14 protein-coding genes are annotated in these 12,790 nt (G+C 56.2%); 8 read left to right on the forward strand and 6 right to left on the reverse strand.

The window, feature by feature from the left end; all coding sequences use genetic code 11:
• Positions 1-18: 18 nt before the first annotated feature.
• From P775_RS10675 to P775_RS10685, 3 genes are read right to left on the reverse strand one after another with little or no spacing between them, the layout of a single operon-like run.
• Positions 19-2,286 (reverse strand): Mu transposase C-terminal domain-containing protein, encoded by a 2,268-nt coding sequence (locus tag P775_RS10675; protein ID WP_099910991.1) that lies wholly within the window; start codon positions 2,284-2,286, stop codon positions 19-21.
• Positions 2,283-2,750 (reverse strand): hypothetical protein, encoded by a 468-nt coding sequence (locus P775_RS10680; RefSeq protein WP_180287407.1) that lies wholly within the window; start codon positions 2,748-2,750, stop codon positions 2,283-2,285. The genes P775_RS10675 and P775_RS10680 overlap by 4 nt, the downstream gene beginning before the upstream one ends.
• A 2-nt stretch (positions 2,751-2,752) precedes the next feature.
• Positions 2,753-3,592 carry a ParB/RepB/Spo0J family partition protein gene (locus P775_RS10685; RefSeq protein WP_099910993.1) on the reverse strand — a complete coding sequence of 280 codons (840 nt, stop codon included), beginning with the start codon at positions 3,590-3,592 and terminating at the stop codon, positions 2,753-2,755.
• Between the two features lie 17 nt (positions 3,593-3,609).
• On the opposite strand from P775_RS10685, the gene P775_RS27545 reads away from it, so the two are divergent.
• Positions 3,610-4,503 (forward strand): hypothetical protein, encoded by an 894-nt coding sequence (locus tag P775_RS27545; protein ID WP_143520868.1) that lies wholly within the window; start codon positions 3,610-3,612, stop codon positions 4,501-4,503.
• Between the two features lie 5 nt (positions 4,504-4,508).
• Here P775_RS27545 and P775_RS10695 read toward each other — a convergent pair whose 3' ends face one another.
• Complete coding sequence (locus P775_RS10695) at positions 4,509-4,925, reverse strand: hypothetical protein (RefSeq protein ID WP_099910995.1); 417 nt, start codon at positions 4,923-4,925, stop codon at positions 4,509-4,511.
• A complete protein-coding gene (locus P775_RS10700) occupies positions 4,922-5,236 on the reverse strand; it encodes a helix-turn-helix domain-containing protein (protein WP_143520869.1) in 315 nt (104 codons plus the stop codon). The genes P775_RS10695 and P775_RS10700 overlap by 4 nt, the downstream gene beginning before the upstream one ends.
• A gap of 142 nt (positions 5,237-5,378) precedes the next feature.
• On the opposite strand from P775_RS10700, the gene P775_RS10705 reads away from it, so the two are divergent.
• From P775_RS10705 to P775_RS10725, 4 genes are all read left to right on the forward strand, one after another.
• Positions 5,379-6,056 carry an XRE family transcriptional regulator gene (locus P775_RS10705; RefSeq protein WP_281256073.1) on the forward strand — a complete coding sequence of 226 codons (678 nt, stop codon included), beginning with the start codon at positions 5,379-5,381 and terminating at the stop codon, positions 6,054-6,056.
• The gene (locus P775_RS10710; protein WP_099910997.1) at positions 6,056-6,532 is read left to right on the forward strand and encodes a hypothetical protein; all 477 of its coding nucleotides are present in this window, start codon (positions 6,056-6,058) and stop codon (positions 6,530-6,532) included. Before P775_RS10705 ends, P775_RS10710 begins: the two co-directional genes overlap by 1 nt.
• 341 nt (positions 6,533-6,873) lie before the next feature.
• Positions 6,874-7,689: a DNA adenine methylase gene (locus tag P775_RS10720; RefSeq protein WP_099910999.1), complete on the forward strand. Its 816-nt coding sequence runs from the start codon at positions 6,874-6,876 to the stop codon at positions 7,687-7,689.
• A gap of 543 nt (positions 7,690-8,232) precedes the next feature.
• Positions 8,233-8,766: a ScaI family restriction endonuclease gene (locus P775_RS10725; protein WP_245875631.1), complete on the forward strand. Its 534-nt coding sequence runs from the start codon at positions 8,233-8,235 to the stop codon at positions 8,764-8,766.
• Here the strand turns inward: P775_RS10725 and P775_RS10730 are convergent.
• The gene (locus P775_RS10730; RefSeq protein WP_099911000.1) at positions 8,748-9,575 is read right to left on the reverse strand and encodes a DNA-methyltransferase; all 828 of its coding nucleotides are present in this window, start codon (positions 9,573-9,575) and stop codon (positions 8,748-8,750) included. The two genes, P775_RS10725 and P775_RS10730, sit on opposite strands and share 19 nt — an antisense overlap.
• Before the next feature lie 675 nt (positions 9,576-10,250).
• Here P775_RS10730 and P775_RS10735 point away from each other — a divergent pair.
• The 3 genes from P775_RS10735 to P775_RS27550 all read left to right on the forward strand — a co-directional run bounded on the left by P775_RS10735 (position 10,251) and on the right by P775_RS27550 (position 12,120).
• Positions 10,251-10,511 carry a hypothetical protein gene (locus P775_RS10735; protein ID WP_099911001.1) on the forward strand — a complete coding sequence of 87 codons (261 nt, stop codon included), beginning with the start codon at positions 10,251-10,253 and terminating at the stop codon, positions 10,509-10,511.
• 62 nt (positions 10,512-10,573) lie between these two features.
• The gene (locus tag P775_RS10740; protein WP_099911002.1) at positions 10,574-11,023 is read left to right on the forward strand and encodes a hypothetical protein; all 450 of its coding nucleotides are present in this window, start codon (positions 10,574-10,576) and stop codon (positions 11,021-11,023) included.
• A 215-nt stretch (positions 11,024-11,238) separates the two neighbouring features.
• A complete protein-coding gene (locus tag P775_RS27550; protein ID WP_143520870.1) occupies positions 11,239-12,120 on the forward strand; it encodes an HNH endonuclease in 882 nt (293 codons plus the stop codon).
• Positions 12,121-12,790: the final 670 nt, after the last annotated feature.

Genomic DNA, 12,790 nt, shown 5'->3' on the forward strand with positions numbered 1-12,790 from the left:
CGTTTCTACGTTCGGATGTCAGGCGACGGCGGTACGGAGGAGGGTTCGAAGCGCCTCCACGTCGATGCCTGACATTCTAAACTTTTCTCGCGCCGACTCGCGGCGCAGGCATTCCCTCAACAAAGCGGACTGTTTCTGGGTCATTTCTTCGGGATTTCTCAGGATGAAGGCCGCCAGCTCCTCATCGCTGCCAAAGGTGCGGCGGCGGGCGGGCTGGGGTGCAGCGGGTGCGTGTTCGTCCGCAACCACCTTCAGGCTGACTGGCTCCCGGATCGGCATGTCTGCAAGCGGCATCGGCGCCGGATCGATCTGCTCAATGAGGTACGGTCTGGTCCGTTGCTCCTCGATATCGCGCGACTTCCTATCCAGGCGATTGAGCTGACCTTTCACGCGATTGTTTTCCGCCGCGATTTGCGCGGTGCGTGGGATATAATCGGTGCGGTTTCCGGCAAATTTGGCGACACAGATCAGCCTTCCAGGCTGACCAAGCTCACGGTCCAGTTCACGCACCCAGACCTTGCTGGCATCCGTATGGTCATAGCCGACCAGCACCTCTTCGCCGTGGTAGGCCTCAAGCGCGAGGTGGAAATAGGTGTTGGTGTTCCATTGCACCTCGGCCCGGCGCGCGATGCGCATCTCGTAGGGGCGGAACAGATCGTCCTGAATGTCTTCGTCGACCGGAACCGGTTCGAAACCATCCGCCACATGCTGCGCCCAAGCCTCGTTTGGCGTGAGATGCCGGAAGTTTCCAGTTTCTGGGTCCTGATAGCGGGGAAGACCTGAATGTGGCGTGTCGTTATAACGCGTCACAGCCACCTGACACAGCGTCAGGAAATCGGCCCAGGGCATCAGAAGGCGGCTCTGGCCGAACTCCTTCAGATCGGCGCGCGAGGCCTTGTGAAAGCTTTGTTTGGCTTCCTTGTCCATTTCTGCGCCCAGATATGAGGGCAGTTTTTGCGCCAGCGGGTTCCAGACCGTGCGGTTGAACCGCTCGATGATCCCCTTGGCCTGCGAATTATAGGGCAGCGCGTGCATCTTGGTGATCGACAACCGGCCCATCAGACCAATCGTCGTGTCATCAATCGCCTTGTTTTTGTAGCCCGCACCCCGGTCGGTATAAAAGATCGCCGGAATGCCGTGATCGACACAGCTGTTGCGCAGGGCTTCAGTCACGGCGCGGGTATCTTCCTTGCGCGAAAGGGAAAAGCCGACGCATTTGCGGGTGGCCACGTCCAGGATCGATGTGATCTCGGGTTTCATTGCCTGGTGTGTCTTCCAGTCGGCAATCTCGGCATCGAACGTCTTGCCATCTGCCGTGTAAACCGTGGTGGGCAGCAGGTTCTCGGTCGAGCGGCGCACAAAGGCCAGACGCGACCGCAGGGTCAGCAGACCCTCGCGCCCGACATTGCGCTCGATGTTGTTGAGCTTGACCTTCAGGGTATGGCGAACCTGCTTCAGCGTCAGCGCTTTGGACGGATCTTCCAGCTCATCAAGATAGTCCTTCAATGCCTCTGTTACACAGGGCTTGGTGGGCAGTGCATAATATCTCAGGAAGGCGTCAAAACCGGCGGGCAGCGGCTCAGCGGTCCTGGTCACTGCCGGGGCAAGGCCAGCCACTCCGTTATCCGCATAGGCCTTTGCCCAGGCGTAGATCGTGCTGCGGCCAACCTTGCTCGATCCTGACGCACGGTCATTGGCTGTGGCCAACGTCTTGGCTGTCAGGCCGAACCCTTCGGGAATTGGGGCGAACAGTTTTACCTCGCGCCCCAGCAGAGCCACCTGGTCAAGATCGACATGCCCGCCGGTGTCACGCTCGCGTTCCGCCGCCAAAAAGGCTGCATATTCATCTTGCGCCGCCATAAACGTCCGCACGACGCTTGCCATGGTTTGGCCATGGGCCAACCGGTATCCACGCAACGCCAGCAGAATGACAGAGCGGCTCTCCATGGCCATTCTCTGACGGGCTCTCAGGGACATCACATTGCTCTGCTTGGCCAGCTCGCAATCTCGCTCCGCAATTTTCGCGATGTCTTTGATGTGGTAGGCGCGCGAAAATTTGCCCCGGATTGCCACCCGAAAACGCTCGGACAGAAGGGAGATGTGATACTCCATCCCGCCGCCGCCCTGTTGGCCGACCCGTTTGCGCGCCGAGCTGACGGGAAGATCGTTCCAGCCCTCCCGCTTGATCCGGCGAATGACGGCGCTTTCAGATTGCGGAAACGACGTCAACCGTAGCTCTTTGGCCAGATCGGCAAGCTCACGGGCGGTATAAAAATCAGAGCTCATCGGTTGGACCTCCGGCGGCTGCGCAACAGCTGGCGGCGCGCCTCCATCTCTTCGAGATGATCGTCCAGCAAACGCTCTTCGATCACATCGGCATATTCCGTTTCGATCACCGTCAGGCCGAACTCTCCGGGCACGAACCCCAGCAGCTCCATGGCTCCGGTCGCCTGCACCAGCGCCACAAAGGCATCCAGCGGCAGGCGGTGATCGGTTGAAGCCTCAGATGACCACTTGTGCAGCATCGCCTCGGACACCGATCGCCCGAGGAACTCGCTCATGACCTTGGCCACATCGGCCCGGCTCATATTGCGGTCATCCCGTGCATCCCGCAGCGCTCGCGCCACCAGGCGGGCGATGCGGTTGTCCAGCGGCCCGCGACCCGCAACGTCAGATCCGTAGCCGACCGCCACCTTGGGCGGCTCCCAGGCGAACAGATCTTTCGTGAGGGGGTCGCGGTAGCGCGCCATAATCAGAGCCGCCCTGTCCGCTTGAGGGCAGCAATCAGACGGTCGGCATGCTCTTCAACAACAGCGTCCAGCACCGCATCCTCGGCATTGCTCAACACTTTGGTCAGCGCCTTGGTCTTCTTGTCGATCTCGCTGATCGGGTTCCCGTCAGAGATCAGGTCCAGCGCCGCCTGCACTCCGTCTGCCGTGATCTCGGGGTCCTGGATCAGATCCATGAGCTTGACCTGCGTCTTGGCAGTCTGTTCGGACAACAGCTTCAGTTCGGTCTGCTTACGCGCCATGGGGGTGCCGACAAGACGGCGGCGCACGGCGGGCGCAAGGTCGGACCAAATCTTGACGGCAAGCTGAATGGTACGGGTATTGAGGCCAATCGCCTTGGCAGTTGCCTCTGCAAAACCGAAGATTTGCATGTTTTCCTGAGCATTTTCGGAAAGACGAAAAGTTTTCGTCTTTGGTGAAGCCGCACCGTGCTTCGTCTCGGGATGCAGCCGTTCGTAAACCTGCTTCAGGTCATACAGGTGATGACAGCGGTCCAGTGCGGTCAGCTCATGCCGCCCAAGGTTCTCCATGACCTCTTCCAGCCGCGCCTCGTCATCGGTGGTGGCGGCGGACAGGCGAGCGGGGATATGGCTGCGCTCAAGCCGTTCAAAGGCCGCAACGCGGTGCAGCCCGGTGACAAGGCTGTAACCGTCAGCAATCTTGCGCAGCGTGATCGGGTTGGTCAGCCCCTGTTCGGCGATGATCCCGGCCAGACCATCGGCCCAGTCCTGATCGAGCGCACGTGCGCGGGTATCCGGTATCGTGATCTCGCCAAGGGCGACATCAAAAATCTGATTTGTCATGTTTTGCCTGTTTTAACTTGGTGTTTCTGACGACGATTTTCGTTGACCGCCGCCAGCCAGAGAAACGTTCAGCTCAGCAACATCTGCCCCGTGCGTCGTGGCGCGAAAGCAAATGTTGTGGTAAGTTTGCGGAACCGGGCGGCGTTACCAGCGCCACCCGGGACCTTCATCACCAACCGCAACAGCCAATTGGAGACGATTCGAATGAGTGGAAGCATGAAATCTGGCAGCACTGGACCGCTGAGCAGGTACTTAGGGAGCGTGGGGCCAAGACAGCCGTCGGTGCTCGCAACGCATCCCGACAAACCATGGACGGGTCCAGGCCCACGACAACCACAGTCACCGCCAACACCACCAATCAAAAAGAGCTGACTATGACTCCTGATCGCGAAAACATCCGTTTCAACGTCTTGCGCAATGCCCTCTACCATACCGCAAGACGTCGGACGCTGGAGCGATGGAGCCGGATCTTCAACTTCATGGTGGTCGTGCTTGGCGCGGCAGCAGTCGGAAATGTCGTGGAAATCTACGGCATTCCGCAACACTGGGTCGGGATGTCTGTTGCCATCATCGGCGCGCTGCAGCTTGTCTTCGACTTCGGTCGGCAAGCGCGGGACCATCAGACCTTGCAGCGCGACTACTTCTCTCTTTTGGCTGAGATCGAGGCCGCGCCATCCGCCGATAGCGACACTTGCGCCGGATGGTATAGCCAAATGATCCGTATCAGCGCTGACGAACCGCCCATCCTGCGCGCACTGGACGCCAAAGCCTACAACGATGCCTTGGATGCGAGTGGCAGTTTTGATAGCACCGAAAGGCTGGAAATTCCGTTCTTTCATCGCTGCATTGGCGGCTTTGTCGCTTTCGAGGGTTACAATTTCCGAAAGCTGAGTGAGGTTTCGCGCGGCTGAAGAAGTCATGCCACCCACCAGCGCGCGACGATCCAGATAAGGAATGAGACCCACACCAGCGCTGCGATTTTCATCCACAGTGCGGGCTTCCAGACCCCCTTGGTTCCGTCATCTTCGATGTCGTGGAACTCTTCAGCGATGGTATCGGGAGCATAGACCGCCTCGATCTTTTCAGCCGCGGCGCGCTCATCCAGCACAGCCAACATCTTGCGGGCCGACTGCACATCCATCCAGTCACCATGCCTCAGAAGATAGCTCGTTGCCGCCCGCAGCGATGAATCTGTGACTTTCCCCGCAGACCCCAGAACCCGTCGTGCAGCGCCCACCTCGGCGCATGCCTTCGACACCGGCAGGATATGCGGCTCGACAAACCCCAACACCTTGTCCAGAGGTTGGCCGTTCTCTGACACCACCGCGCTCATTCTGCTGCAATCCTGTCAGCGCCCCGGGCGCGTTTTTGACTGTCCACCGGGGTGTATTTGTTGGTATCGAGGATGCGGGGACGCTTCTGCGGATAGCGACTCGGCCAAAGATCTTCGGGCTTTTCGCCAATGAATTCGGCGACGGCCTTTTGGGCATGGTAATTCGGGCGGGTCTTGAGCTGACCACAGGCGTCCTCATGAACGCCGGTACGCTTGGACAGCTCTGTAAAGGTCATGCCCTGGCGGTGGACTTGGGCCTTGATGGCCTCCCAGTCCATTTTCGGAGCTTTGGTCGGATCGTGCTTGGTCATGGGACTCTCCAAGAGGGCGCCAGCGCTGCAACGCTGGCGTCTTTTAAGGTATGAAGTCGGAAACAAGGCCGTTTAGCGCGGCCTGTAGATAAGGTTAAATTACGTTTGCGTTTTTGTAAAGCGCAAACGTAATTTATTGTGGGTGAAATTGGCTAGACCAGAAGCAGCGCCTAAAACTCCTTTAGCTGAAAGGCTTAGGTTGATTAGAGTGAACGCTGGCGATCTTGATCGCGAGGTAGCGGCCGCTCGATTGGGTATAGGTAAAAGCACAATTGCGCATTACGAGCGCGGCGACAGAACCCCTGATGCTGAGGTCCTAAGATCTTACAGCAAGGTGTTTGGTATTGATCTGAATTGGCTTATTTGCGGGGAATCTCTCGCACAGCGATCCGTCAAAGATGCGGATGAATTCATCCGCATACCACGTTATGACGTAGCTGCCTCTGCTGGCCCTGGAGTCGCACCAGACTCAGAGACACTCTCTGGCGTTATAGCGTTTGACCAAGCGTTCCTGCGCAGCCTTGGGACCGAGCCGGACAAGTGTTCTGCCATTTCCGTTAGGGGGGACAGCATGGAACCGACAATATCTGACGGGGCTGTCATCATCATAGACCATAGTCAGGCCACCATAAAAGATGGCGGTATATACGTGCTGAATGTTGGTGATGATCTTCTGATGAAGCGCATAAGACGGAGACTCGACGGATCAATCGAGCTAGTTTCAGATAATATTTTATGTCCAACCGAGACCATCTCCGCAGATAGTGTAACGCAGCTTCGCGTGATCGGGCGTGTGGTCTACTTTTGCAGGGAGCCATGATGTCAGAGGTCTACGATACGCGCCTTCAATTTAGCGACAGCGAATTCGATTTGAAGGATTACCTGCGTGAAGCGCTCGATAAATGTCCGGTCAAACTAGAGATAGACTTCGATCTCTTGGTCTCGTTTGCGGTACGTCGCTACCACGGTAACTACATTAAGGCTCACGAGTGGAAGGGCTTGGACGAAGAGCTCGTCAATCTTATCGTTGGAAGAGCGATTTCATGGGCTTGGTCAGAGGCTCGTATAGAGCAGATCATTGACTTGGACTTTACTCGCTGGTTTCGGTTCATCGAATTTCGCCATGACGTATGTGCTTGCTCTAAGGCAAAGGCTATGAACGCGATGGGCTTGTTTGGGCCAGAAAGTCTTGCACGAATTCCCTTAGATGGATGCTGGCTTGCACAATGCGCTTGTGAATATCGTACGATATCCAAACGAGATCTGAAGGACAGGGGCCTTGAAAACCTCTTATAGCTTAATCGACTAGCTCTTCCCCTTCGCCCGCCGCATGCGCCTGATGGCCCGGTTCATTATGCGCTGGATTTCCTCGGTAAACTCCCGATCTCGCGCTTTTAATCTCTGACGCCGCTCATAGATTACTTCAACACGTTGCTTTTCTTCGTCTTTCAGGTGGTCTTTCCATTCAGACATAAAGCGTCTCCCACTGTACAAAACCACGATATATGCCTGTTTTCGCCATTTTGTACAGTGTTTGGCACTTGATGGCATGAATTCGGCCAGATGCGACCGCATCAGGGCAAGACGGCCCTGCATGTTCCTGTTATGTTCCGATTATCAACATCAAGGAACCTGCCGTGACTGACACTCTTGAACCCGTCTCGCCCATCCGTCCAATTGCGCCATGGTTGGGCGGAAAACGCATTCTCTCCAAACGCATATGCGCCCTGATCGACGAAATCCCGCATACCACATATGCCGAACCCTTTGTTGGCATGGGCGGTATCTTTCTGCGCCGCACCAGGCGGCCCAGGGCCGAGGTGATCAACGACTTCGGGCGGGATATAGCCAACCTTTTCCGCATCCTGCAGCGCCACTATCCGCAGTTTCTCGACACGCTTCGGTTTCAGCTGACGGTACGCGCCGAATTCGAACGCCTGGTGGCAACAGTGCCTGATACTCTGACAGATCTTGAGCGGGCAGCACGGTTTCTCTACCTCCAGCGCACTGCCTTTGGCGGCAAGGTCTCGGGCAAGAATTTTGGCGTGTCCGCTGACCGATCTGGCCGGTTCAACCTCACGACACTTGAGCCGATGCTGGAAGATCTGCATACCCGACTGTCCGGCGTCGTAATCGAATGCCTGGACTATGCTCAGTTCATCACACGCTACGACAAACCAACTACGTTCTTTTACCTGGACCCGCCCTACTTCGGATCAGAGGACGATTACGGCAAGGACATGTTCAGCCGCGCTGACTTTGCCCGCTTGGCAGTCCAGCTGGCGGCGCTCAATGGCCACTTCCTGATGTCCATCAACGACACCCCCGAGATCCGCCAGACCTTTGCCGGTTTTGCCCTGGCAGAAGTCACTGCCAGATACACGGTCGGGCCGGTATCAAGAGGGGCAGATCGATCCGAGTTGCTGGTCAACAACTTCGGCTTCAGCGGGTAAGGCCGATGCCTTTGCCGTCAGGAAATGCCCCAATTTTCGATTTCCTGACGGTCAGACCTTGGTTCAACGCCAGTACGTCTCTCATATTTAATAAGTTACTGAAATTGTTTGCTTTTCTCAAGGTCTGACGCAGACCTCAAGGTCTGACCGTCGCGTCAGACCTTGAGGTTTCAGTTTTAAGCTTACCACGCTGCTTCAAATCACTATTTTTTGGCCTCTGAAGAGCTTCGCCTTTGCTATAAGCCTTTGGTTGCAAAAGGTTCTGCATTTGCTCACCAATGCGGCGAGATGCGCTCTTCCTGCGATTATATCGCCATGAAATTGCACCGAAACGCGCGCTTTTGTGCCAATTCTCACTGCACTTCGTCCAAATCCAAACGGGGCAATACGCCCTCTTTTTTGGCAAAATTTTATGTCACACCAATACGTTAGCTTGGATTCCACCCTCATAGACGCTGTGTCCAGAAGCTAGTGTCCCCCTACACAGTGCCCAGCCCATACGCAGACCTCGCCCCGGACCAGTGGGCCCAAAAGACCCAAGAATTGATTGACGAGCACCCGCTCGACCCGGACGACATCGTTGACACTGTGCTGACCTGCTGGACAGCGATCTTTGAATCACGCCTAGGCGGCAAATTCAGGATCGGACACGATATACAGCCTAAGCCCCAGATCATGGGCTTCCTGCTTCATGAGTTGATCCCCCTTGAGCTACAATCGCGGCATGCGGGTCAATGGCGACCTGAGAAGGACAAGGTAGACAAAGACCTAGTGTACATCCCTGACTCAGGCTTGTCGGTGGAGTTAAAGACCTCCTCGCACGCCTCCCAGATTTTCGGAAACCGGAGCTACGCCCAACCGCAGCAAGGCGCAGGCAAGAGCAAGGATGGCTACTACATGACTGTGAACTTTGAGAAGTTTAGCAAGGATGGCCTGCCCAAGGTGCGGCTGGTCCGTTTCGGCTGGCTTGACCACACCGACTGGATTGGGCAGGCGGCGGCGACCGGTCAGCAGGCGCGCATCCGCCCGGGGAGTGACCGGGCGAAGCTATTGCGGCTCTACAGCAGCGCTGGCTGAGAAAGGGCAGCCGTGAGCCGCTCTGCCGTGAGGTCCACGTAGTCCGCGCGTATCTCAAAGCCGATAGTCTGTCGTCCGGCCCTCAGTGCAGCCTCAGCCAGCGAGCCGGAGCCCATGAAGGGATCAAGGATTACATCGCCTGGTTCGCTACACGCCCTGATTATCCGATCCACTACAGCAGTGGGGAACTGGGCGGGATGCGATGTCCGCTCCTTGGAGGCGCGGTTGCGGCCCGATGTCACCTTGGGGAACTGCCATACATCGGTCGGGTTCTTGCCGAGCGGATTGCATTTGAGCTTACCATTTTTACGCTGGTTGGGATATTTCACGTCCGGGTCACGCACGGCGTCAAGGTTGAACGTGTAGTTGTCCGGGTCCTTCACATACCAAAGAAACTTCTCGTTACGTGGCGAGAATGAGTGTTTGTTGGCCACCCCCGCACCGTAGTTCCAGACCACCTCTTGGATCATGTAGAACGGTACCCGGTCCCAGAGGAGATAGGGAATGGGGACTGCCTTTGCGCGGCCAGGGAGTGACAGGTATCCAAGGTTGAGCCAGAAAGCTCCGCTGGGCGAGGTTGCACGATGAGTAAGCTCAATCCACCTCTCGCACCAGTCGATATAGTCCCCGACCTCGCGCACCTCCTCATAGGACTTGCCGATGTTGTAGGGTGGCGACGTTACCGTGAGCGGCACGGCTCCTTCAGGCAACTCCGACAGCAAATCCATGCAGTCGCCACGGTAGACGGCCCAGTTGTCGCCGCTCCGGTCGGGGCTTCCAAGCACCTCTCTCAATTCCTCTAAATTCATTACGTCTCTGTCCTTTAAGTTGGCTTGTTTTTAAACGATTTACATCGGGATGTCTCTAAGCGTCCTGCATCTTGTGGTCGGTCGGTCGCGCCATGCTCAGTCTTGCGCCAGTGGGCCCGGTCGCGGGCGAGGTTTTAGAACGCCTCGCAGAGGGCGAAGCCCGGAGCGAGGATGTAGGATGCCCAAGGGGACAGCAGCGGGAGGGCTATGACCGGTAGCAGCAGCGCGGCCCAGAGTGGGACCGCCAGCTCTCCGCCAGACATGTTGCATGGCGAGCCTCGGGGATATGAACAAAAAGTGAACATACGTCCGGTCTAACCCGCTGCTGTGCAGCCTGTCTAGGCTCATCACCGCCCCACGACGCGAAAAGTCATTCAACAACAGTGCCTTGTTCGAATTGCTGCGACGCGGCGCTTGCTCAGGGTAAACTCGTGATTGACTCACTTTGAAATGCCGATGTAAATTTCAATCAGCAGCAAGCGGTCGAACCGAAGCTGCCGGGCGGGCCTTGGACGGGTCCCGAAACCATAGATGCCAGTTGGCCCCTACGGGCCGAAAACCGCCAATGGTGCCGACAAAGATCATCGCAAACATTTGCGCTGGCTTGTCGGCTTTTTTGTGCGTCCATGCCGCCCAACCCGACTGCTAGCGCTCCAAACCAAAGGAGCCATACGGATGGCAGAACTATCCCTTGACGAAGCGCTGGACGCGCTGAACGCGGCGAGGACCTTCCTCAACCCCGATGCTTTGTACATCTTCATCTGCGGCGACAATGAAGCTGTCGGCGTTGAATGGATACCGGACGTACCGGACGGCCTGCTGAGTGGCTACATCGCGACGGTCGAAGCCGCCGCCGATGTCGTTACAGGCGCGATGGATGAGTTTTTCCTAACCGAGGATCACCGGGGCCGCTGGACCTTGGTCCCCTTCATCTGAAACCTCGCGCCGCCCGGCGCGGTGTTGGGCGGCGCTGCACTTCACATCATAGGAGATTCACTATGGCGACCTACTGGCGCAGCGGCGAAGGCCGCAAGATCATCGACACCACGGGCCATTGGGTTCTTGCAGTGGCGGCCCTTCGGGGTCTCACAATGTGGGACTATATCGAAGAGCGGTGTTCGCTGGCAGAGCTTGGCGTGGCGGCAGACGAGGCGGCACGGACGCTTAAGCCGCTGATCCCCGATGCCCATATCCACTACAACGAGCACGGCGGTAGCAGCCGGGTTTACGATAGCTGGGAGGAATGGTTCAGCCACCGGCTGCGCAACCGCATCTTCTATTTCTTCCACAAGCACCATCCCGATGGGGGCACCTACCGCTGCCTCGCGGAATGGCCTTTGGCAGAGCCGATGCGCCCGGGTTTGGCTGCTACAGAAAACCTAAAGGATGCGGCGACGACTGTAGTGGAAACGCCGCAGGACCCGCCGATTGCGGTGGCGGCAGAATAAGCCGCCACCCCGAAAACGCCGCGCCGGCTCGAACCGGCGCGGCCCATCTTTTCAGGCGTCTGGGGGCGGCACCAACCGCACCCCGGATACTGCCGGTTGCAGGGTTCTGACAGTGAGAGGCAAATTCTCACTTGGCTATTACCGCCTTGACCCCAATTTGCCGATGATGTTCAGTGCTATCAGGTTGAAATTTTTTATATTTGGTGGCTACTTTCATGAGAGAGATTGGAGCTTGCATATATTGCGGCTCGTTAAATTCCTTAACTGATGAGCATTACTTCCCCTTGTCGCTAGGCGGGACAGATATTTTGAAAAAGGCTTCCTGTACAGAGTGCGCAAAAGCGATAAACTCAAGGATCGAAAGCAGAGTTCTGGGCTCTCAATTGGCTAATTTCAGGCGGAATCTTGGTCTTCCAAGTCGCCGCAATAAAAAAGCAAAGGGTAAGCCCGGGGTATATCGAGACACGTTAGGTCGAACTTTTACGGTACCCGCAAAGGACGCTCTAACTGCTGCATTGATATACGAGCTTTGTACCGCTGGGGTGCTTTGTGGGAGAATGGAGATCTTTGATGATGGGGCATTCACGATAGCGAGCATCCACGGAAAAGATGACATAGAAGAACAGGAATTTTGCCAGAAATACCCTCTGTGGGACAAGACGTTAACAATTTTACCGCAGCCACATCTCTTTGCAGCACTCATAGCAAAAATCTTGCATGGAGCATTTATCAATTCCTTTGGTATGAACGGATGCATCTTTTATTTACCCAAAGTCATCATCGGTGATTTGTCGCCACTTCAACTAGTTGGATCAGTTAAGAGGACCGATTCTCCTAAAATTGAGGGTGGAATGTCATTTAGTGGAATTTGCATCTCGGAACATCATGCTTTGCTCATTGCAGACTATGATATTTTTAACGGCGGTTTTGATTTTATTTATCAGGCTGTGGTCGGTATCGTAGAAATATCAGAAATGGCAAAAATTTCCGAAATTAAACCCGCAAAATTCAGTGCATCGGACACGAGAACTGGACGTTCAGCTACTAATGACGTTCTGAAACATTTAAGGTTGCTAGGACTAGCTGTTCCATCTTGAAGTAAATCAGCTTATTGTCATGGTTTTCTTCTTTAAAAGCTGCGAGCTTTGACAAGACCAATCAATCCGCATCGTGGATGGCGTGGACTACCTATGTCGGGCAACTGCGCTAGATGGATGAATTTGCCCCATTTTGTAACCTCATTAATGCAATGTGCAGATGGGCAGTCGAAGCCATCCTAAGTCAACCGTGTGTAGAAACCACCCAAAGGCCCGCAGTACAGTCCTATCATGCTTGCGGATAAAAATGCGGGGTTGCCTTGCCGGGGTTGCGGACTGTGTCTACCCATACCTCGCGTGTGTCTACGCTAGGACGCATCGAAAGCATCCCCACGAGCCCCCCGAGTTCCGCACGCGGTACACCGTAAAGCCGAGCGAACTGACAAACATCTCTGGGTGTCGGCCAGCCTTCGGGGTTTGCTTCCTCCGCCCATGTGATCAGGGCAATATGTGCCTGCTTTAGACGGCGCGGGAAGAGGACCAGATAAGCGTCGGCAGCGCGCTCAGGCGTCATGCCCCGCGCCTATGTAAGTCGTACCCAAAGCATCGCCTTGGAAAACGCACGGAAAGAAGCCGCCCGCCGCCATGGCCGCGACCTGCGTCGTGTCGAAGCTGACGTTGCCCCCTGCAGCTAATCCAGTTTGAGATAGACTCTGGCCCAACCGAAAGG

Source organism: Puniceibacterium antarcticum, assembly GCF_002760615.1.
GTDB classification, from domain to species: domain Bacteria; phylum Pseudomonadota; class Alphaproteobacteria; order Rhodobacterales; family Rhodobacteraceae; genus Puniceibacterium; species Puniceibacterium antarcticum.

What these genes read in the sequence shown, in the direction of transcription:
- P775_RS10675 (WP_099910991.1), bottom strand. Translation starts at nt 2,286, where the DNA reads ATGAGCTCTGATTTTTATACCGCCCGTGAGCTTGCCGATCTGGCCAAA.
- P775_RS10680 (WP_180287407.1), bottom strand. Translation starts at nt 2,750, where the DNA reads ATGGCGCGCTACCGCGACCCCCTCACGAAAGATCTGTTCGCCTGGGAG.
- P775_RS10685 (WP_099910993.1), bottom strand. Translation starts at nt 3,592, where the DNA reads ATGACAAATCAGATTTTTGATGTCGCCCTTGGCGAGATCACGATACCG.
- P775_RS10695 (WP_099910995.1), bottom strand. Translation starts at nt 4,925, where the DNA reads ATGAGCGCGGTGGTGTCAGAGAACGGCCAACCTCTGGACAAGGTGTTG.
- P775_RS10700 (WP_143520869.1), bottom strand. Translation starts at nt 5,236, where the DNA reads ATGACCAAGCACGATCCGACCAAAGCTCCGAAAATGGACTGGGAGGCC.
- P775_RS10710 (WP_099910997.1), top strand. Translation starts at nt 6,056, where the DNA reads ATGTCAGAGGTCTACGATACGCGCCTTCAATTTAGCGACAGCGAATTC.
- P775_RS10730 (WP_099911000.1), bottom strand. Translation starts at nt 9,575, where the DNA reads ATGAATTTAGAGGAATTGAGAGAGGTGCTTGGAAGCCCCGACCGGAGC.
- P775_RS10735 (WP_099911001.1), top strand. Translation starts at nt 10,251, where the DNA reads ATGGCAGAACTATCCCTTGACGAAGCGCTGGACGCGCTGAACGCGGCG.
- P775_RS10740 (WP_099911002.1), top strand. Translation starts at nt 10,574, where the DNA reads ATGGCGACCTACTGGCGCAGCGGCGAAGGCCGCAAGATCATCGACACC.
- P775_RS27550 (WP_143520870.1), top strand. Translation starts at nt 11,239, where the DNA reads ATGAGAGAGATTGGAGCTTGCATATATTGCGGCTCGTTAAATTCCTTA.